Below are 19,823 nucleotides of genomic sequence, written 5' to 3' on the forward strand. Positions count from 1 at the left end.
TTCCCGCCGATGGCCGAAGCGATCCTTCAACTGGTGTATATCAGCCGCGCATCCGCTCCGCTGGACGATGCCGCGCTGGAGGAGCTGGCGCAGGGCGCCGCGATGGCCAATGCCGACAACGCGATCACCGGGCTGCTGCTCCACGACGGCAGCCGCTTCATCCAGGCATTGGAAGGTGATGCCAACGCGGTCGACGCGACGATGGCGCGGATCGCACGTGACGCGCGACACGCCTCGATCGCCTATGTCGAGCGCGCCTTCGTACCGGTACGCCAGTTCGGGGACTGGGCGATGGACGTACGCCGCGTCAACGACGCGCAGGGCACGCGCGCCTTCCTGGCCGACCTCAAGCGTACGTTGCGCCCGGTCGACAACCATCGGCTGGTTGCCGCCTTCATCGGCTTCGCGATGCTCGGCCACCCCGGGCTGCGCGCACGCGGCACGCCGCCCGGCGTGGCCGGCTACGCCTGAACGCCAGGCGATCGCCTGCTCGCCTGGCGCCCGTTCACCGACCGCTTATTTGCCGGCCGCTTATTCGCCGGCCCCTTATTCGCCGACCGTCGGTTCGCCGACACTCTGCTCGATCGTGCCGAAGATCGGGTGGTGGCGATCATCCTCCATCCAGATCCGCACGGTATCGCCCTTCGCGAGAAACGGTGTCGTCGCGGCGCCGTCGCGGATCGCCTCGACGGTGCGCAACTCCGCAAGGCATGAATAGCCGATGCCCCCGTCGGCGATCGGCCGGCCCGCGCCGCCATCGGCATCGCGGTTCGACACCGTACCCGACCCGACGATCGTTCCCGCGCCCAGCGCACGCGTCTTCGCGGCGTGCGCGATCAGCGTACCGAAGTCGAACGTCATGTCCTCGCCCGCCTCGGCGCGTCCGAACGGCGCGCCGTTCAGCTCGATCATCAGCCGCCGGTGCAGCTTGCCGTCCTTCCACCACTCGCCCAGCGCTGCCGGCGTCACGAACACCGGCGAGAAGGCCGAGGCGGGCTTCGACTGCACGAACCCGAACCCCTTCGCCAATTCGTCGGGGATCAAGTGCCGCAGCGACACGTCGTTGGTCAGCCCGACCAGCCGGATCGCGTCGAGCGCCTCCTCGCGCGTCGCACCCAGCGGTACGTCGCCGGTGACGACCACCACCTCGCCCTCCAGGTCGCAACCCCAGCGTTCGTCGGACAGCGGGATGGCGTCGCGCGGACCCAGGAAGCCGTCCGACCCGCCCTGGTACATCAGCGGATCGTGCCAGAAGCTGTCCGGCAACTCCGCCCCGCGTGCCTGCCGCACCAGCGCGACATGGTTCACATACGCCGATCCATCCAGCCACTGGTACGCGCGCGGCAATGGCGCCGCGGCGTCATGTTCGTGGAAGCGTTCGCGCGGGATCGCTTCGTTGCGGAGGTCGGTGGCGAGCAGCTCCAGTGCGGGCGCGATCCGCTCCCAATCGTCGAGTGCCGCCTGCAGCGTCGCGCAGATATGTCCGGCGTCGGCGTACCAGGCCAGATCGTCGGACACCACGACGAGGCGACCGTCGCGCCCCTGCTTCAGACTGGCCAGTTTCATGGGCTACCTCTCCTTGTCTGCCGCTGGTGTATCGATATCGCGCCTGTCCCGCTACAGCCGCCGCAGCAGCAGCCGCGCCCGCCCGATCACCTCGATCCCGGCGGCATCGACGCGCTCGACCGGCCACAGGGGATTGTCGCTGCGAATCTCGACTTCGGCGCCGTGCGCGACCAGTCTTTTCACCGCCACCGTCTCGCCACGCCGCAGCACGTAGATTGCACCGCGCGCGCCGGGGCGCCGCGCCGCGCGGTCGACCAGCAGGCGGTCGCCATCCCGCAACGTCGGCGCCATCGAATCGCCGGCTACCCCGATCAGCGACGCGTCGTTCGCCGCGATCCCGGCTGCGCGCAGCGCCGCGCGCGGCAATGGCTCCGTGCGGATCACGCGTTCGTCGGCGATGCGCCCCCGCCCGGCCGCCGCGGTCACCGCCAGCCACGGCACCGCCACCTCCTCGCTCACGGGTGCAGGTGCGCCGAGCACCGCCTCGTCGATCGCGAGGAAGTCGGCGAGCATCCGCCGCTCGCGTTCCGGCAGCAGGCGCGGCGTGCCCCTGTTCACGAATTGCCCGAGGTACGCCTGGTTACGCCCCAGCATCCGCGACAGCGCGGACAGCGCCACGCCGCGCGTGCGCGCCGCTTGCGCGAGGGCCTGCTGCGGCGTGTCGTCCATCGACTGCTACTAGACTGAGGAATTTTCCTCGACAAGTAGAACAAAGCAGAACATATAAGGAACATCAAGAATCGGAGGCGCTTCCATGAACCTGCTTGGCGACATCGACGTGTATCTGCAGCGGACCGGGGTGGCAGAAACCACGTTCGGGCGGCGGGCGGTGAACGACCCGCGGCTGGTCCGCGATCTGCGCCGCGGACGCGTGCCCGGCCCGGCGCTCTGCGCCCGGATCGAGGCGATCCTTTCGGCGCGCGCGTCATGAGCACAGTCCGCTTCGAGCGCGCGGTCGCCCGCTCGGCGGCCGATGCCGGCGCATCGCTCGCGATCGAAAGCCATCATGCGACCGCATGGCACAGCGCGACGTTCTCGGGCGATCGTCATGAGCTGGTGGTCAACGCCACACCCGGCGCCGCACTGGAGGCGTGGACCGCGGACCTCGCCGCGCTCGACCTTCCCCTCCCCGGGCATCTGCTCGCCGATCTGCGCGTCGCGGCCCGCCAAAGCAGCGGCGGCCGCGTAACGCTGCGGATCGTCGGCGTAACCGTGGCGTGCGAGGTCAGCAGCGCGCGTGGATGCGGTGCAGCGTGCGCTCGAGGATGATCGGATCGACGAACGCCGCAGCAGAGGCGACGACCGGCTGGACGACCGTGCGGCGCAACGCGCCGGGATCGAACGCGCTCAGCGGCAGGTTCAGGTCGCGCGGCAGCGGCTGCTCCGACGGTGGCGACATCCACGCCGCCGGCATCCCGGCGCGCGGCAGTGCCGAGTGACCGTCGACCGCTCGATGTCGGTCACGGCCCTTCGCCAGTCGCGGCAGGCGCGCGACGGCGTCGTACATGGCGGTGAGGACACCCGGACTGCGGGCAGCGATCGGAAGAGCGTCGTCGAACATGAGACTGGCTTAACGGCCAATTGGTAAGCCGATGGTAAACGCGGCGCTATCCATTGCGGTAAACGGAAAAAATACCGCCGCGCCGGGGATCGCCCGGCGCGGCGGCGGTACGATCAGTCGGCGTCGGCCAGTTCCTCGGCCAGGGCGTCGATGATCGCCTTGTTGAACGCCGGGATGTCGTCGGGCTTGCGGCTGGTGATGAGGTTGTCGTCGATCACCACTTCCTCGTCCTCCACCTCGGCGCCGGCATTCTCCAGGTCGGTGCGGATCGATACGAAGCCGGTCACGCGCCGGCCGTCGATCACGTCGGCCTCCGCGAGCAGCCACGGCGCATGGCAGATGGCGGCGACGATCTTGTCCTCGTCCATGAATTGCTGGACGATCTCGACCGCGCGGTCCTCGACGCGCAACTTGTCCGGGTTGGCGACCCCGCCCGGCAACACCAGCGCGTCGTAATCCTCGACCTCCACTTCATCCAGCGTGATGTCGGGCGTGGCGGTCTCCGCCTTGTTGATGTCGCCCTTCATGCCCTGGATCGGATCGCGCTTGATGGACGCGAGCGTTACGGTCGCGCCCGCCGCTTCCAGCGCCTTGCGCGGCTCGAACAATTCCACCGTCTCGAACCCGTCGGCGGCGATCATCAGCACGCGCGCCTGCGACAAATCGGCCATGTCTATCTCCTGATGGAAAGGGGGTTTCCATCTCGCCCAACCCGCCGCGCACGGCGCCCGTTCCGGAACGATGCGATGGCCCGCGCATTTCCAGAGCCGTGCAGGGACAACACCGGCGGAAGGGCAGAGGTGACGGCCAACATCGTTTTCTTCGAGGATGATTCGCCCGGCATCACGCGCAAGCGCACGCGCCACGGTGCGTGGGCCTATTATGGCGCGGATGGCAAGCGGATCACCGACCGTGACGTGATCGACCGGCTGAACGCTGTCGGCCTGCCCCCCGCCTATACCGACGCATGGTTCTGCCCCGATCCGGACGGCCACATCCAGGCAGTCGGCTGGGACGAAAAGGGCCGCAAGCAATATCGCTACCACCTCGGCTTCCGCGCGCAGCAGGAGGCGGCCAAATACGATCTGTGCGCACCGTTCGGCCACGCGCTGACCAAGCTTCGCGCGCGTGTCGAGGCGGATCTCGAAAGCCGCCGACATACCAGGGAACGCACCATCGCCGCGGTGGTCAAGCTGCTGGATATCGCCGCGCTGCGCATCGGGAACGAGACCTACGCCAAGACGAACAAGAGCTTCGGCCTCACCACGCTGCGCGATCGCCACGCGCAGATCAACGGCAGCACACTGCGGCTGGAGTACAAGGCGAAGTCGGGCAAGCTGCGTCGCCTGAAGATCACCGACGGCAGCCTCGCGCGCTTCGTCAAGAAATGCCAGGACCTGCCCGGCCAGAAGCTGTTCCAGTACGTCGGTGACGACGGCGCGCCGCACGCGGTCACCTCGTCGGACGTCAACGCCTATATCCGCGAAGCCACGGGCGCCGCCTTCACCGCCAAGCATTTCCGCACTTGGGGCGCCAGCGTGGTCGCCTTCGAGGCGCTCGCCACTGCCGCTACGCCGATCGGGCTCAAGACGATGCTGGAGCCGGTCGTCGCGCATCTCGGCAATACCCCGGCCATTGCGCGCAAGTCCTACGTTCACCCGGCGCTGATCGAACTCGGCAAGGACAAGGCGGCCCAGGCATCGTTCCGCCAGTCGCTGCGCCTGCCGCGCGCCACCCAATATCTGACGCGTACCGAACGCGGGCTGATCGCCTTCCTCGAGAATTGCGGTGCGTGCGAGTTGAAGGCCGCCTGACATGAGCAATACCAGTGCCGCCGCCGCCCACAAGGCGGCGTTCGATACCGAACGCGTCGGAGCGCAGCTCGACATCTTGTTCCGGTCCAGCGTCGTCTGGCTGGAACGCAACTGGCTGCAGATCCTGATCGCAGTCGGGATAGGCGTCGCGATCGCGCTGCTGCTGTTCTGGCTGCGTGCATTCGGGCCGCGGCTGGCGCAGCGCAGCGCGTCCGGGAAGGGCTGGGCCGCCGTGCTGGGTCGTGCGATCGAGCGGACCAACGCCTTCTTCATCGTCATGCTGTCGGCGAAGCTGGTCGACGGCTACGCGGCGACCCCGCCCGAGGTCGACAAGACGATCACCTTCCTGTTCACCGTCGCCGCGGTGTTCCAGGCCGCGATCTGGGCACGCGAACTCATCCTCGGTGCGATCGAGCATCGCACCCGCGACGAACATTATTCGGGTGAGGCGCTGATGAGCGCGATGGGGCTGATCCGCCTGCTGGTCAGCTTCGCGGTGTTCGCGATCGCATTCGTCGTCGTGCTCAGCAACCTCGGCGTGAACGTCACCGGCCTCGTCGCGGGGCTCGGCGTCGGCGGCATCGCGATCGGCCTGGCCGCACAGGGCATCTTCGCAGACCTGTTCGCCGCGCTGGCGATCATCTTCGACCGTCCGTTCCGACGCGGCGACAAGGTCAGCTACGACAATACCAGCGGCGTGATCGAGGCGATCGGGCTGAAGTCGACCCGCATCCGCGCTTTCACCGGCGAACTGCGGATCATCTCCAACCGCAACCTGCTCGACAAGGAAATCCAGAACACCTCGTGGCGCGACCACGTCCGTGTCTCGTACACGATCGGCGTCGCGTACGAGACACCGCCCGACACGCTCGCGCGCATACCGGACATCCTTACCGAACTGGTGGAGGCGGAGGGCGCGAAGGTGGCCCGCGCCGGCTTCGAATCGTTTGGCGCATCCAGCCTCGACTACGTGCTCCAGGTCGATACGCCCGGCGACGACTGGGCGACCGCGCACGCCACGCGTAACCGCCTGATGGTCGCGATCATCCGCCGCTTCGCCGCCGAGGGCATCGCCATCCCGTATCCGACGCAGACGACCTACACCGCAGCGCCGGACGGCACGCTGGTGATGCCCTACGCCGATCCGGCGCATGTCGCGGCGGCGGAGCAAACGGCGAAGAACTGACCAGAGCCGCTCCGTAACCGGGGGGGCGCGTTGGCGGCATCGTGTCGCGCTCTCGCCGGTCGGCCCGACAGCAGCGCGCCTGATCAGCATCGACCGCCCGGATCCCGCAACTGCATCAATACGTCGGATGCGACGCCCGGACTCACAGGCAAGGGGAACAGCTATCCTGTTGTCTCCGCGGCAGAACAGCCGACGCGGCGACGTCCGCACTTGCGCGTCATCGCGAGCGCAGCGAAGCGATGACGGATCGGCCGCGCGTCGTTTCGCCCGTTCCCGACGCGAGAATGGCGCGGAGTTTTACCCGATTCCGCCCCCTACGCCCGCATGAACAAGCCGCGCTCCCCGGCCACAAACGCAAAGTTGCTGGCACGAACGCCTCGGCCATCACAACTGTGATGTATGAAGAAACCCTCCTTCACCGTGCAGGTGTTCGCCGGCATGGCGATCGGCGTCGCACTCGGCTTCGTCGCGCGCGGTGCGCCCGATGGCGTGCTGGCCGAGGCGCTGCGCCTGACCGGCGAGAGCTTCGTGAAACTGCTCAAGGCGCTGGTCATCCCGCTCGTCTTCACTGCGCTCGTCGCTTCGGTCGCGGCGTTGCGCGACCTCGGCAACGCTGCACGGCTCGTCGGGCAGACCTTGTTGTGGTTCGCGATTACCGCATTGATTGCGGTCGCGATCGGGCTGACGCTCGGTACGGTGCTGCAGCCCGGCGTGCGCGCCGGCGTCGATGTCGCCAGCGCCGCGGCGCCGGGCACCACCGGCTCGTGGCTGGATTTCCTGCGCGGGCTGATCCCCGGCAACTTCATGGGGCTGGAGGCGTCCACCAAGCTGAAGGACGGCGCGGCCACCACCGGCATTTCGTTCAACGTCCTGCAATTGATCGTCGTCGCGATCGCGGTCGGTGCGGCGGCGGTGAAGGTCGGCGCGGCGGGCGAGGCGTTCCTCGCCGTCAACGCTTCGCTGCTCACGATCTTCCGCCAATTGCTGCGCTGGGTCGTGCGCCTGACCCCGCTCGGCACCGCCGGGCTGATCGGCACGGCGATCGTTCGCTACGGCTGGTCGTCGCTGGCGGCGCTCGGCAGCTTCGCGGGTGCGGTCTACCTCGGGCTCGCGCTGGTGCTGTTCGGCGTCTACCCGGCGCTGCTTGCCGCCAACCGCCTGTCGCCACGTCGGTTCTTTGCGGTCGCCTGGCCGGCGATCCAGCTCGGCTTCGTCTCGCGTTCCTCGATCGCGACGTTGCCCGTCACCGAGGATGTGGCCGAGAAGGCCGGCGTGCCGCGCGACTATGCCGCGTTCGCCGTCCCGTTCGCCGCCACCACCAAGATGGACGGCTGCGCAGCGGTCTACCCGGCGATATCGGCGCTGTTCGTGGCGCAATATTATGGCATCGCGCTTCATGCGCCCGAGTACGTGCTGATCGCACTGGTCTCCGTCATCGGCTCGGCGGCGACCGCGGGGCTGACCGGCGCGCTGGTGATGCTCACGCTGACGCTCACCACGCTTGGCCTGCCGCTGGAAGGGGCCGGGCTGCTGCTGGCGATCGACCCGATCCTCGACATGGGCCGCACCGCCGTAAACGTCGCCGGCCAGGTCGTCGTGCCGCTGATCGTCGCGCAACGCGAAAACCTCCTTGCCGGGCAGCCGGATGCGATCGCCGCGCAACCCGCGTGAACCCTTCCACGCCTGCAACGTTCGTGCAGGCAGTAGAAGGAGATTGATCGAGATGAAGAAGGCTCTGCTGACGGCGCTGGCGATGGCCACCGTCTCCGCCCCGATGGTCGCCGCACCGGCGGCGGACGCCCAGCGTCGCGATCGTGACCGCGATTATCAATGGCATGGCGATCGCAACGACTGGGATGCCTCGCGCGACTATCGCCGCGGCAAGTATCGCGAGCGTCGCCTGAGCCGTGAGGACCAGGTCTATCGCGGCCGCGACGGGCGTTCCTATTGCAAGCGCAACGACGGCACGACCGGCCTGGTCGTCGGCGGTGCCGGCGGTGCGCTGCTCGGCAACCTCGTCGGTGGCGGGCTGCTCGGCACGCTCGCGGGCGGCGGCGCAGGGGCGCTGCTGGGTCGGGAGATCGACCGCGGCAAGGTGAAGTGCCGCTAGGCTGATGCCGGGCTTCGCCCTGGCATGAGGACGGCCCGCTGGCGCGACGATCGATCGCACCAGCGGGCCTTTCTTTGTGCGACGCGTCGGCGCAATCCCGTGTTTGGAAGATCGGGTTTGCTCGGCCGCACAGAAGCAACCCCGATGATTTCGCGCTTACGGTTCGCCACCTCTTGCGACCATCACCATACAGCGCCTAGACCATGCCACGACAGATCGGGAGAGTGCGCGCGTGACGCTTGAGGAAGTGAAGGCCGCCGTCGGCCGGGTCAGCGTCTCGGACTGGATCGTCGTGACGCAGGCGATGATCGATGCGTTCGCCGCGGCCACCGGCGATCGTCAGTTCATCCATATCGATCCGGAGCGGGCGCGCGCCACGCCGTTCGGCACCACGATCGCGCATGGCTTCCTGACGCTGTCGCTGCTCCCGCAACTCGCCGCCGCCACGCCGGACATGCCGCAGCCCGCAGGCGCGACGATGCAGGTGAATTACGGCGGCAACCGCGTCCGCTTCCTCGCTCCCGTACCGTCCGGCGCACGAATTCGCAGCCATTCGCGGCTCGTCGCCTTCGAGGAGAAGCGTGCCGGGCAATATCAGTCCACGTCCGAGATCACGGTCGAGATCGAGGGGCAGGAAAAGCCCGCGATGATCGCCGAATGGATCACGCAGGTCTTCGTCTAGGATCTTTCAGGGAAAGGCTCGTTCATGCGCTCCGCCGTCATCGTTTCCACCGCCCGCACGCCGATCGGCCGCGCCTATCGCGGCGCGTTCAACAACCTGCCGTCCCCTACGCTCGCCAGCCACGCGATCAGGGCGGCGGTAGAGCGCGCCGGGATCGACGGCGCGGAGGTCGACGATGTCGTGATGGGCGCCGCGCTCCAGCAGGGTCACCAATCCCCGAACATTGCGCGTACCAGCCTGTTGCGCGCCGGATTGCCGACCACCGTGCCGGGCATGTCGATCGACCGGCAGTGCGCCTCGGGGCTGATGGCGATCGCCACCGCCGCCAAGCAGATCGTCGTCGACGGGATGCAGGTTGCGATCGGCGCCGGGGTGGAGAGCATCAGCATGGTGCAGACGCCCGAGATGCGCGTGTCGCCCGACAAGGAATTGCTGGCGATGCACCCGGACATCTACATGCCGATGCTCCAGACGGCGGAGGTCGTCGCCAGGCGCTACGGCATCAGCCGCGAGGCGCAGGACGAATATGGCTATCGCTCGCAGATGCGCACCGCTGCGGCGCAGGCTGCCGGCCGCTTCGATGCCGAGATCGTTGCCGTTACCGCGACCAGGGCGAACGTGAACAAGGAGACCGGGGAGGTTTCCTATGAAGAGGTCACGCTGTCGAAGGACGAGGGCAATCGCGCCGAGACGACACTGGAGGGCCTGCGCGCGTTGAAGCCGGTGCTCGGACCCGACCTGAACATCACCGCCGGCAACGCCTCCCAGCTTTCCGACGGCGCCTCGGCCAGCGTGCTGATGGAGGAGAAACTGGCCGAGCAGCGCGGGCTGACCCCGCTCGGCCGCTACGTCGGCATGGCGGTCGCCGGGACCGCTCCCGACGAAATGGGCATCGGCCCGGTCTTCGCGATCCCCAAGCTGCTGGAGCGCAACGGCTTGTCGGTCGGCGACATCGGCTTGTGGGAGTTGAACGAGGCGTTTGCGGTCCAGGTGCTCTATTGCCGCGACAAGCTCGGCATTCCCGACGAACTGCTCAACGTCGATGGCGGCGCGATCGCGATCGGTCACCCCTATGGCATGTCCGGCGCCCGCATGGTCGGCCACGCGCTGATCGAGGGCAAGCGCCGCGGCGTCCACTACGTCGTCGTGACGATGTGCGTCGGCGGCGGCATGGGCGCGGCAGGATTGTTCGAGGTGCTGTGACGTTGAAAATCGCACCTGACATGCTATCTGGATCTTGTCGGTAACGTCATTCCGACTCCTGATGAGCCCCGATCGTGCCAGCGACCGGGGCTCAATTGGTTTGGAGCCCGGCTGCCAGACCGGGCTCCGCCCCTGTGTTACTGCTTCCGGGCCACCTCAATCACCTTCAACACCAAGGTGGTAAAGGCGAACATGGTGCCAAGAAACAGGCACAAGCCGGCATACGTCATTTCCGTGCTCCTGATTTGGCGGCACGAGTGCCGCCATGACAAACCATGACGGTGCCGAAACGTTCGCGCAACCAACGCTTCACCCCCTCGTTCTCCCGTCGAACCAGAACAGGAGATGCGACATGGCCGATGCCAATACCGACCCGAAGAAGCTGAAGCAGGATCTGTGGAAGAAGATGGCGGACAGCCCGTACGTCATGGTCGGGCCGGCTGACGGACATGCGCATCACGAGCCGCTGACCGCGCAACTCGACGAGGATCAGGTCGACACGCTCTTCTTCTTCATTGGGAAGACCAATCGCCTTGCCGGCGGCGGACGCGTCATGGCGCAGTTCGTGTCGAAGGGGCACGACTTCTTCGCCTGCCTCGATGGCCAGGCGCGGATCGACAACGATCCGGCGCAGATCGACAAGCTCTGGAATAATCAGGTCGAGGCGTGGTTCCCGGGAGGGCGCAACGATCCCAATCTCGCACTGCTGCGCGTCGATATCGAGTCGGCCGAGCTGTGGGAAACCGACATTTCGCTGTCGGGCCGGGTAAAGATGCTGTTCGGCGGCACGATCCGCGCCGACGAATCGGGCAGCCATGCCAAGGTCGAGACCACTGCGGAAAACAGCCCCGCCTGATCCTTTGCATTCGATGTAGACAAGGGGCCGGTCGTCGGGTGCGACCGGCCCCTTTTCGTATCAGTTGGCGGCCATCCATTCCTCGACGACCGGCGCGATCCGGTTGCGCCACTTCGATCCGTTGAAGATCCCGTAATGGCCGACCGCTTCGGCCATGTAATACCGCTTCTTTTCTTCCGGCAGGGCGGTGGCGATCGTCAGCGCCGCCTTCGTCTGGCCAAGCCCGCTGATGTCGTCGCGCTCGCCCTCGATCGCCAGCAAGCCGACGTCGGTGATCGCGCCGCAATCGACCGGGCGCCCGCGGTGCATCATCTCGCCCTTGGGCAGGCTGTGCGACTGGAAGACGGTGTCGATCGTCTGCAGGTAGAACTCCGCGGTCATGTCGCTGACCGAGCGGTATTCCTCATAGAAGCGCTTGGTCGCCTCGGCGCTGTCGTCGTCGCCGGTCACCAGATGCTTGAACAGCTCGTAATGGCTCATCATGTGGTTGCCGAGGTTCATGGTCATGAAACCGGACAGCTGCAGGAAGCCGGGATACACCTTCCGCCCCGAACCCGGATACAGCAAAGGCACCGTCGCGATGACGTTCTGCTCGAACCACGCGAACGGCCGCTCCGTCGCCATCGTGTTCACCGCGGTCGGCGCCTGCCGCGTGTCGATCGGCCCGCCCATCATCGTCAGCGTGCGCGGGCGGCACGGGTTGCCGTCGGCGCTCATCAGCGCGGTGGCGGCCAGGCACGGCACCGACGGCTGGCACACCGCCAGCATATGTGCGCCATGCGCGCCGTCCGCCGGGCCATCGCTGTCGGCGCCGATCGCCTCCTGGAACGCGACCAGATAATCGATATAGTCGTCCAGGTCGAAGCGGCCCTCGCGCGTCGGCACCAGCTTCGCGTCGCGCCAGTCGGTGATGTAGACATCGGCGACCGGCAGCATCCGCTCGACCGTGCCACGCAGCAGCGTCGCGAAATGCCCCGACATCGGCGCCGCGATCAACAGCCGCGGACCGCCCTCCACGCCCTCGCGGCGGAAGCGCTTCAGCTGCCCGAACGGACGCTGCAGCACGATCTCCTCGGTCACGCGCACCTCGCGTCCGTCGACGATCGTGGTGTCCAGCCCGAACGCGGGCTTGCCGCGCGAAGCGGAGGCATGCGCGAATACCTCCAGCGCCGACGCCATCATCGGCCCGCCGCCCAGATAGGCGAACGGATTCGACGGGTTGTTCAGCCAGTTGGCCCCAACCGTCGCCATCGCGCTGGCCGATGCCAGCCACGACCGCTGGAATTCATAGGCGTCGTACAACATTCGCGTGTTCCTTCCCCGGCCCGCAGGCACGGTAGCCTATAGCGACATTGTGCATCGCAGCACACCTGTAACGATTGCAGAACGTTTCCGGTCCGTCAGGCCACGGCATCCGTTGAGCCCGCCCGTATGCGCTGCTAGGCGGCATCATGGCCAGCGCATCCGACGTCGCTCCTCCCCGCCGTCTCGGCAACCTGGCGATGGTGTTTCGCCATGCCGGTAAATACCCGCTGCAGATTACCGCCGCGTTTAGCGCGCTGGCGGTCACCTCGGCGGCGACGATCGCAATCCCGTACAGCTTCAAGCGCGTGATCGACCGCGGCTTCGCGGGTGGCGATGCCACGCCGGAGGCGGTGGCGCAGTCGTTCCACTACATGCTGCTGATCGTCGTGGTGCTGGCGCTCGGCACCGCGGTGCGTTTCTACTTCGTCGCATGGCTCGGCGAACGCGTCGTCGCCGACATCCGCACCGAGGTTCAGCGTCACCTGATGACGCTCAGCCCGTCCTTCTACGAAAGCAACCGCCCGTCCGAGATCGCCTCGCGGCTGACCGCCGATACGGGTCAGATCGAGACGGTGGTCGGCAGCACCGTCTCGATCGCGCTCCGCAACTCCTTCACCGCGATCGGCGGGCTGATCTATCTCTTCGCGATCTCGCCCAAGCTGGCGGCGATGCTGCTGGCGGGCATCCCGCTCATCATCGCGCCGATCGCGCTGCTCGGGCGGCGCGTGCGCAATCTGTCGCGCACCTCGCAGGACCGGATCGCCGATGTCGGCTCGATCGTGGTCGAGACGCTGGGTGCGATGAAGATCGTCCAGGCGTTCGGGCAGGAAGCGCGCGAGAGCGCCCGCTTCACCGACGCGGTCGAGGCGACGATGGCGACTGCACGCAAGCGCGTGGCACTGCGCGCGATCATGACCGCGATCGTGATCGGGCTGGTCTTCGGCGCGATCACGCTGGTGCTGTGGGAAGGCGCGGAGGACGTCGCCGCCGGACGGTTGTCGGGGGGCGCGATCGCCGCCTTCGTGCTGACGGGCGGGATCGTCGCCGGCGCGTTCGGCGCGTTGACCGAAGTCTATGGCGACCTGCTCCGGGGCGCCGGTGCCGCCGGGCGACTGACCGAGCTGCTCGCCGCTCGACCCGAAATCGCGGCGCCGGCGCATCCGGTCGCGCTGCCGCAGCCGCCGCTCGGCACCGTGGCGTTTCGGCGCGTCGAATTCCGCTACCCGTCGCGACAGGATGTCGCCGCGCTTCACGAATTCTCGCTCGACGTGGCACCGGGCGAGACGCTGGCGGTGGTCGGCCCGTCGGGTGCCGGCAAGTCGACGCTGTTCCAGCTGCTCCAGCACTTCTATCGCCCTGCGACCGGGCAAGTCCTGGTCGACGGCGTCGACCTCGCCACCGCCGACCCGTCCGAGGTGCGCGCCCGCATCGCGATGGTTCCGCAGGAAACGGTGATCTTCGGCACCTCCGCACGCGACAACCTGCGCTACGGCCGCTGGGACGCCGACGACGCGCAGATCTGGGCGGCGGCAGAGGCGGCGAACGCCGCCGATTTCCTGCGCGCGCTTCCGGAGGGGCTCGACACCTTCCTCGGCGAAGGCGGCGCACGGCTCTCCGGCGGTCAACGCCAACGGGTCGCGATCGCCCGCGCGCTGCTGCGCGACGCGCCGATCCTGTTGCTCGACGAGGCGACCAGCGCGCTGGATGCCGAAAGCGAGCGGCTGGTGCAGGACGCGCTTGAACGGCTGATGGCGACGCGCACCACGATCGTCATCGCGCACCGGCTCGCCACCGTCCGCGCCGCGTCGCGGATCGTCGTCATGGACGGCGGTCGCATCGTCGAGCAGGGCACCCACCCGGCGTTGATCGAACGCGGCGGCCTCTACGCTCGGCTCGCCAGCCTGCAATTCCACGACGCCTGAAGTCGCCAAAACGGGTCGCCCGCCGCGATCCGGTCATTGCGCTCCCCCATCGCCCGGGTACGCTGCGGCACGGGGAGGCGGACGATGCTAAGGGTGTGGCGGGTAGCGGCGGCGTTGATGCTGGCGGGATGGTCGGCGATCGCGCCGGCTGCCTGGCAAGAGGCATCGTCACGACATTTCCGCGTCTATTCCGACGACACGCCCGAGGCGGTGTCGGCATTCGCGACCAGGCTGGAGCGGTTCGACAAGGCGATGCGCGTGCTGCGCGGCATGGAAGACCCCCCGTTCAGCCCGACGCAGCGCGTGACCGTCTATGTGCTGCGCGACGTCGGCGCGGTCCAGAAGCTGCTCGGCAAGCGCGATGTCGCCGGCGTCTACATGCCGCGCGTATCGGGCGCGGTCGCGTTCGTGCCACGCAATACGCGCGAGGCGGGGCGGTTCGCATTGTCGGCGCAGGCCGTGCTGCTCCACGAATATGCGCATCATTTCATGTTCGCCTCGTGGGGAGAGCGCGCGTTCCCGGCCTGGTATGTCGAGGGGTTCGCCGAGTTCAACGCGACGGTCGTCTTCGATGACGACCGGCTGATCGTCGGCCCCCCGCCGCTGTATCGGGCGCAGGGATTGATCGACAAGGAAATGGTGCCGATGCGCACCCTGTTGACCGGTACGCCGCAGGATGACGGAATGCCTGGCGCACGCACGCAGGTATTCTACGGACGTGCATGGCTGCTCACCCATTACCTCACGCTGGATTCCTCGCGGCGACCGCTGCTCAGCGGCTATCTCGACGCGTTGCAAAGCGGCACCTCGCTCAAGGACGCCGCCCGGCTGCTCGGCGACCCGAACAAGCTCGACAATGCGCTCAACGCCTATTCGCGGACGCGATTACCGCTGCTGGGCCTGAAGGTCGCCGACCTGCCGATCGAACCGGTCGTCGTTCGCGCGCTCGGGCCCGGCGCGGAGGCGATCATGCCGGCGGTGCTGCGCTCCGCGCGCGGCGTGAACGCCAGGACCGCGCCCGACGTCGCGCTCGCCGCGCGCACGGCGGCTGCCGCATGGCCCAACGATCCCTTCGTACAAGGCGCACTCGCAGAGGCGGAATTCGACGCGAAGCAATTCGACGCTGCCGAGGCGGCGGCGGCGCGTGCGCTCGCCACGGCGCCTGGTTCCCGGCAGGCGCTGATCTATCGCGGGCTCGCGCAGGCTGCGATCGCGCACCGCGATCACGCCGATGGGGCACGCTGGAAGGATGTGCGGCAGTGGTTCGTGAAGGCCAACCGCGCCGATCCCGAGGACCCGTGGCCGCTGGTCGCCTTCTATCAGGCGCTGGTCGCCGCGGGCGAGCCGATGACGCCGAACGCGGAGAAGGGCCTTTCCTATGCCTATACGCTCGCGCCGTTCGACCGCGGCCTGGCGCTACAGGTCGCGGCGATGCATCTGCGCCAGAAGCGATGGGCCGAGGCCGTCCCGGCGCTCCGCCGCGTGGCCTATGATCCACACGGCGGCAAGATCGCGGGGGTCGCCGCGACGCTGCTCACCGCCATCGACGCCCGTCAGACCACAATATTGGAGCAGGCGACGGACATCCTCGACGGCAAGGATCCGGAGGCGAACGACGGCGATTGAACGAGAGGAGGCAGCGCGAGCACGTCTGTGACGACGCACGCAGCGCGGCGCGTCGGGGGGCCTCAGCCCAACCCCGATCACGGCCTGATCCTGCAAGGAAAAGCGACCCCGGTGGGCCAGCGTGCGCCGACGATGTCGAGTCCGCTGCAACGGTGTCGGGCTACTCGCCCCCGCCACCCGCTCCTGCCCGCCAGCGTCGCAGATCGTCGCCGTGACCGTCGCGCGGCCCTCAGCACCGCGAGGTCGACGAGACTCTTCGGCAAGGTGACACGCCGCTGCGAAAGAGACGCGGACTCTTGTTCGGCCTGCGCGTCCGGCGAAGCCCACAACCCGCGCCCACTGCGCGCCGGCGTCACGACACATCGATAGTTTAGAGCGGTTCGTCCAGCCGCTTCCATACCAGCACCCCGTCTTGGTGCGAAGGCCTACGCGACCATGAAGTCGCAGATCTCGGCACGGCGAGCGGCACGCCTCTGGTGCCGGATGACATCGGGTTGATCCGGACGTTCGTTGTCGCGAGCGCAGCGAAGCGATCCAAGGCGTGCCGGTCCGGCGCTTGCAGTTACGCATTAAACCGCTGTCATGCCGCTTTAGCTCGGTCGGCGGGTTCGGCCCTCATGCTAAGCCGGGCGGCGTTGAAGTCGGCGCACGCGCAGCGGCGCGACGGTCTCGGGTCGCCCGCCCCCGCAACTTCTGTCCCAGTACGCCGCCGTCGGGCGAAGGCCCCCAAGAACGCCAGGTCGCAGATCTCGGAACGACGAGCGGCACGCCTCTGGTGTCGGATGACATCGGGTTGATCCGGACGTTGGTCGTCGCGAGCGCAGCGAAGCGACCCAAAGCTTAATGGTCCGGCGCTGGATTGCTTTGCTGCGCGCGCGATGGCGCATCAACCCGGTTTCGTGCCGCACCAACCAGCCGGCGAGTTCGACGGGCGAGGTCCGCACCGCGCGCCTCATTCCACAAATTCGTTAGGGCGCGATAATCGCGCCCGATCCGCTCGGCGGCCTGCGCACCGTTACATAAGCGATGCGCCAAGCTTTCCAGCGCCACCAGGTCCCGTGTCACCGCGTCACGCGCGGCCCCCTTCGGCTCAGCCGGCGTGTTCCGCCAGTACGGTCAGTCCGCGCGCGTTCACCTCGGCGAACCCGCCGCGGATCGCGACGGTCTCGGGCTGTCCGCCCGGGGTCTTCTGCACCAGCACGTCGCCGTCGCGGATCGTCGACATGAACGGCGCGTGGCCTTCCAGCACCGCGAAGTCGCCATCGGTCCCCGGCACGGTGACCATATGGACTTCCTCGGAGCGGACGAGGCGTTCGGGCGTGACGAGTTCGAAATGCAGCATGACGTTGATCCTTCTCCCGCCCTGTCCACGGAAAGGGTCGGGGTGAGGGGAAATGGCGGCAGGGGCGATCACCCCGGACATGCCGCCGGTGGCTGCCCCCCGCCCGACCCTCTCCGCGCGGGAGAGCTGCCTTGGGAGGGGGGCGCCGACCGACCCTTACGCTTCCTTGGCCATCTTCTCGGCCTTGGCGACCGCTTCGTCGATGCCGCCGACCATGTAGAAGGCCGCCTCCGGCAGGTGATCGTACTCACCGTTCACCACCGCCTTGAAGCTGCGTACCGTGTCTTCCAGCTGGACGAACTTGCCCGGGATGTTGGTGAACACCTCGGCGACGTGGAACGGCTGCGACAGGAAGCGCTGGATCTTGCGCGCGCGGCTGACGGTCAGCTTATCCTCTTCGGAAAGCTCGTCCATGCCGAGGATCGCGATGATATCCTGCAACGACTTGTACTTCTGCAGCGTCTGCTGGACGGCCCGCGCCGTGTCGTAGTGATCCTGCCCGACGATGCGCGGCTCCAGCACGCGGCTGACCGAATCGAGCGGATCGACCGCCGGGTAGATGCCCAGTTCGGAGATCGCACGGTTCAGGTTGGTCGTCGCATCAAGGTGCGCGAACGACGTCGCCGGCGCCGGATCGGTGAGATCGTCGGCGGGCACGTACACTGCCTGCACCGAGGTGATCGACCCCTTGTTGGTGGAGGTGATGCGCTCCTGCAACGCACCCATGTCGGTCGACAGCGTCGGCTGATAGCCCACGGCCGACGGGATACGGCCGAGCAGCGCCGACACTTCCGCGCCCGCCTGCGTGAAGCGGAAGATGTTGTCGACGAAGAACAGCACGTCCTGTCCTTCCTGGTCGCGGAAATATTCCGCCATCGCCAGACCCGACAAGGCGACACGCGCACGCGCGCCCGGCGGCTCGTTCATCTGGCCGAATACCAGCGCGACCTTCGAACCCTCGCTGATCGCGTTGCCGTCGGCGTCCTTGGCGATGACGCCGGCGTCGAGGAACTCGTGGTACAGATCGTTGCCCTCGCGGGTCCGCTCACCGACGCCCGCGAACACCGACACGCCGCCGTGGCCCTTGGCGATGTTGTTGATCAACTCCTGGATCAGCACGGTCTTGCCGACGCCGGCGCCGCCGAACAGGCCGATCTTGCCGCCCTTCGCATATGGCGCGAGCAGGTCGATCACCTTGATCCCGGTGACCAGGATCGCACTCTCGGTCGACTGGTCGACGAACGGCGGCGCGCTGGCGTGGATCGGTGCGGTCATTTCCGCACCGACCGGGCCACGCTCGTCGATCGGCTCGCCGATCACGTTCATGATGCGGCCCAGCGTCTTGGGGCCGACGGGCACGCGGATCTGGCTGCCGGTGTCGGTCACCGGCTGACCGCGGGTCAGGCCCTCGGTCGAGTCCATCGCGATGGTGCGGACGGTGTTCTCGCCCAGGTGCTGCGCGACTTCCAGCACCAGCCGCTGGCCGTTATTGCTGGTTTCCAGTGCGGCGAGGATCGCCGGCACCTGCGTCTCGAAATGCACGTCGACCACCGCGCCGATGACCTGGCTGATGCGGCCGACGTTGTTGGTCTGACCCGTGGGATGGGTCGGGCGGATATCTTCAGCGGCGGTTGCCATCGTCGTGCTTCCTTGCCTTCTAGATCGTCGTCCCGCCGCGGCGCGTGCCGGGCGGGTGGGAGTGGTTACAGCGCTTCGGCGCCCGAGATAATTTCCACCAGCTCGGTGGTGATCGCGGCCTGACGCGCGCGGTTGTACTGGATGCTCAGCCGCTTGATCATGTCGCCGGCGTTGCGGGTCGCATTGTCCATCGCGGTCATGCGGCTACCCTGCTCCGACGCGGCGTTCTCCAGCAGCGCACGGAATATCTGGATCGCGACGTTGCGCGGCAGCAGCTCGGCGAGGATCGCTTCCTCGCTCGGCTCGTATTCCACCGTCGCATCGCCACCCGCGCTCGCCGCGGCGCGCTTCGTCTCGGGGATCGCGACGGGGATGATCTGCGCGCCGATCGGCTCCTGGACCAGCGCCGACTGGAAACGCGCGTAGAACAGGTGCGCGACATCGAACTCGCCCGCCTGGTAGCGCGCGATCAGATCGTCGGCGATGTCCTTGGCGGCGTCGAAGCTGGCGGTCTTCATCTCCGACAGGTCATGGTCGGCGACGATCCCGGTCGGGTAGAAACGGCGCATCACACGCCCCTTCTTGCCCGCGATGTAGAAGCGCACGGTCTTGCCGGCGGCCTCCAGCTCCTCGGCCTTGCGGCGCGCGGCGCGGACGATGTTGGTGTTGAACGCGCCCGCCAGCCCGCGTTCGGAGGTGGCGATCACCAGCAGGTGCACCTGATCCTTGCCGGTGCCCGCCAGCAGCGGCGACGCACCGACGCCCACCGTGCGCGCCAGGCTGGCGACCACGCCTTCCAGCCGCTCGGCATAGGGACGCCCGGCGACCGCGGCCTCCTGCGCCCGGCGCAGCTTGGCCGCGGCGACCATCTTCATCGCCTTGGTGATCTTCTGCGTCGACTTCACCGAGCCGATGCGGATCTTGAGGGCCTTGAGTGACGCCATTTCTTCCCAACTTCGTCATCCCAGCAGACGCTGGAATCTCGTGCCACCGGCCGCGCGCTCGCGGCCGA

General features: G+C 67.7%; 20 protein-coding genes. 12 read left to right on the forward strand and 8 right to left on the reverse strand.

The window, feature by feature from the left end; all coding sequences use genetic code 11:
- Positions 1-9 precede the first annotated feature (9 nt).
- Positions 10-471, forward strand: a complete 462-nt coding sequence (locus tag SPHPHY_RS21050) for a BLUF domain-containing protein (protein ID WP_022687793.1) — start codon at positions 10-12, stop codon at positions 469-471.
- A 75-nt stretch (positions 472-546) separates the two neighbouring features.
- Here the strand turns inward: SPHPHY_RS21050 and SPHPHY_RS0116500 are convergent, their stop codons facing one another.
- Both SPHPHY_RS0116500 and SPHPHY_RS0116505 read right to left on the reverse strand, forming a co-directional pair.
- The gene (locus SPHPHY_RS0116500; protein ID WP_022687794.1) at positions 547-1,566 is read right to left on the reverse strand and encodes a fumarylacetoacetate hydrolase family protein; all 1,020 of its coding nucleotides are present in this window, start codon (positions 1,564-1,566) and stop codon (positions 547-549) included.
- Positions 1,567-1,617: 51 nt separating this feature from the next.
- Entirely contained in the window at positions 1,618-2,235 is a 618-nt protein-coding gene (locus tag SPHPHY_RS0116505) for a S24 family peptidase (RefSeq protein ID WP_022687795.1), read from the reverse strand.
- A gap of 85 nt (positions 2,236-2,320) precedes the next feature.
- Here SPHPHY_RS0116505 and SPHPHY_RS22340 point away from each other — a divergent pair, with 85 nt between their 5' ends.
- Together SPHPHY_RS22340 and SPHPHY_RS20455 are read left to right on the forward strand one after the other, a co-directional pair.
- Positions 2,321-2,497: a hypothetical protein gene (locus SPHPHY_RS22340; RefSeq protein ID WP_022687796.1), complete on the forward strand. Its 177-nt coding sequence runs from the start codon at positions 2,321-2,323 to the stop codon at positions 2,495-2,497.
- On the forward strand, positions 2,494-2,835 hold the full coding sequence (locus tag SPHPHY_RS20455; protein ID WP_022687797.1) for a hypothetical protein: 342 nt from the start codon (positions 2,494-2,496) through the stop codon (positions 2,833-2,835). Before SPHPHY_RS22340 ends, SPHPHY_RS20455 begins: the two co-directional genes overlap by 4 nt.
- Here the strand turns inward: SPHPHY_RS20455 and SPHPHY_RS0116520 are convergent.
- On the reverse strand, positions 2,792-3,127 hold the full coding sequence (locus SPHPHY_RS0116520) for a hypothetical protein (protein ID WP_022687798.1): 336 nt from the start codon (positions 3,125-3,127) through the stop codon (positions 2,792-2,794). The two genes, SPHPHY_RS20455 and SPHPHY_RS0116520, sit on opposite strands and share 44 nt — an antisense overlap.
- A 113-nt stretch (positions 3,128-3,240) precedes the next feature.
- Positions 3,241-3,798, reverse strand: coding sequence for a type 1 glutamine amidotransferase domain-containing protein (locus SPHPHY_RS0116525; protein ID WP_022687799.1), 558 nt, complete (start codon positions 3,796-3,798; stop codon positions 3,241-3,243).
- A gap of 129 nt (positions 3,799-3,927) precedes the next feature.
- Here SPHPHY_RS0116525 and SPHPHY_RS0116530 point away from each other — a divergent pair, with 129 nt between their 5' ends.
- From SPHPHY_RS0116530 to SPHPHY_RS0116565, 7 genes are all read left to right on the forward strand, one after another.
- Positions 3,928-4,941, forward strand: a complete 1,014-nt coding sequence (locus SPHPHY_RS0116530; protein ID WP_022687800.1) for a DNA topoisomerase IB — start codon at positions 3,928-3,930, stop codon at positions 4,939-4,941.
- Between the two features lies 1 nt (position 4,942).
- Entirely contained in the window at positions 4,943-6,127 is a 1,185-nt protein-coding gene (locus tag SPHPHY_RS20460; RefSeq protein WP_022687801.1) for a mechanosensitive ion channel family protein, read from the forward strand.
- A 399-nt stretch (positions 6,128-6,526) separates the two neighbouring features.
- Positions 6,527-7,798 carry a dicarboxylate/amino acid:cation symporter gene (locus SPHPHY_RS0116540; protein ID WP_022687802.1) on the forward strand — a complete coding sequence of 424 codons (1,272 nt, stop codon included), beginning with the start codon at positions 6,527-6,529 and terminating at the stop codon, positions 7,796-7,798.
- A 52-nt stretch (positions 7,799-7,850) separates the two neighbouring features.
- Positions 7,851-8,237: a glycine zipper 2TM domain-containing protein gene (locus SPHPHY_RS0116545; RefSeq protein WP_022687803.1), complete on the forward strand. Its 387-nt coding sequence runs from the start codon at positions 7,851-7,853 to the stop codon at positions 8,235-8,237.
- A gap of 232 nt (positions 8,238-8,469) precedes the next feature.
- Entirely contained in the window at positions 8,470-8,919 is a 450-nt protein-coding gene (locus SPHPHY_RS0116550) for a MaoC family dehydratase (protein WP_022687804.1), read from the forward strand.
- A 24-nt stretch (positions 8,920-8,943) separates the two neighbouring features.
- Positions 8,944-10,122, forward strand: coding sequence for an acetyl-CoA C-acyltransferase (locus SPHPHY_RS0116555; protein ID WP_022687805.1), 1,179 nt, complete (start codon positions 8,944-8,946; stop codon positions 10,120-10,122).
- A gap of 352 nt (positions 10,123-10,474) precedes the next feature.
- Complete coding sequence (locus SPHPHY_RS0116565) at positions 10,475-10,978, forward strand: pyridoxamine 5'-phosphate oxidase family protein (protein WP_022687807.1); 504 nt, start codon at positions 10,475-10,477, stop codon at positions 10,976-10,978.
- Positions 10,979-11,038: 60 nt separating this feature from the next.
- Here SPHPHY_RS0116565 and SPHPHY_RS0116570 read toward each other — a convergent pair whose 3' ends face one another.
- A complete protein-coding gene (locus SPHPHY_RS0116570) occupies positions 11,039-12,283 on the reverse strand; it encodes a polyhydroxyalkanoate depolymerase (protein WP_022687808.1) in 1,245 nt (414 codons plus the stop codon).
- Between the two features lie 146 nt (positions 12,284-12,429).
- Between SPHPHY_RS0116570 and SPHPHY_RS0116575 the strand changes: the two genes are divergently transcribed.
- Both SPHPHY_RS0116575 and SPHPHY_RS20465 read left to right on the forward strand, forming a co-directional pair.
- Positions 12,430-14,205: an ABC transporter transmembrane domain-containing protein gene (locus SPHPHY_RS0116575; protein ID WP_022687809.1), complete on the forward strand. Its 1,776-nt coding sequence runs from the start codon at positions 12,430-12,432 to the stop codon at positions 14,203-14,205.
- 84 nt (positions 14,206-14,289) lie between these two features.
- Positions 14,290-15,831 (forward strand): hypothetical protein, encoded by a 1,542-nt coding sequence (locus SPHPHY_RS20465; protein WP_022687810.1) that lies wholly within the window; start codon positions 14,290-14,292, stop codon positions 15,829-15,831.
- A 1,090-nt stretch (positions 15,832-16,921) separates the two neighbouring features.
- On the opposite strand, the gene SPHPHY_RS0116585 is transcribed toward SPHPHY_RS20465, so the two are convergent.
- The 3 genes from SPHPHY_RS0116585 to SPHPHY_RS0116595 all read right to left on the reverse strand — a co-directional run bounded on the left by SPHPHY_RS0116585 (position 16,922) and on the right by SPHPHY_RS0116595 (position 19,755).
- Complete coding sequence (locus SPHPHY_RS0116585; protein ID WP_022687811.1) at positions 16,922-17,173, reverse strand: ATP synthase F1 subunit epsilon; 252 nt, start codon at positions 17,171-17,173, stop codon at positions 16,922-16,924.
- A 156-nt stretch (positions 17,174-17,329) separates the two neighbouring features.
- A complete protein-coding gene (gene atpD, locus SPHPHY_RS0116590) occupies positions 17,330-18,811 on the reverse strand; it encodes a F0F1 ATP synthase subunit beta (RefSeq protein WP_022687812.1) in 1,482 nt (493 codons plus the stop codon).
- A gap of 65 nt (positions 18,812-18,876) precedes the next feature.
- The gene (locus SPHPHY_RS0116595; protein WP_022687813.1) at positions 18,877-19,755 is read right to left on the reverse strand and encodes a F0F1 ATP synthase subunit gamma; all 879 of its coding nucleotides are present in this window, start codon (positions 19,753-19,755) and stop codon (positions 18,877-18,879) included.
- Between the last annotated feature and the right edge of the window lie 68 nt (positions 19,756-19,823).

The sequence above is a fragment of the Sphingomonas phyllosphaerae 5.2 genome (assembly GCF_000419605.1).
In the GTDB taxonomy this organism is placed as follows: domain Bacteria; phylum Pseudomonadota; class Alphaproteobacteria; order Sphingomonadales; family Sphingomonadaceae; genus Sphingomonas; species Sphingomonas phyllosphaerae_B.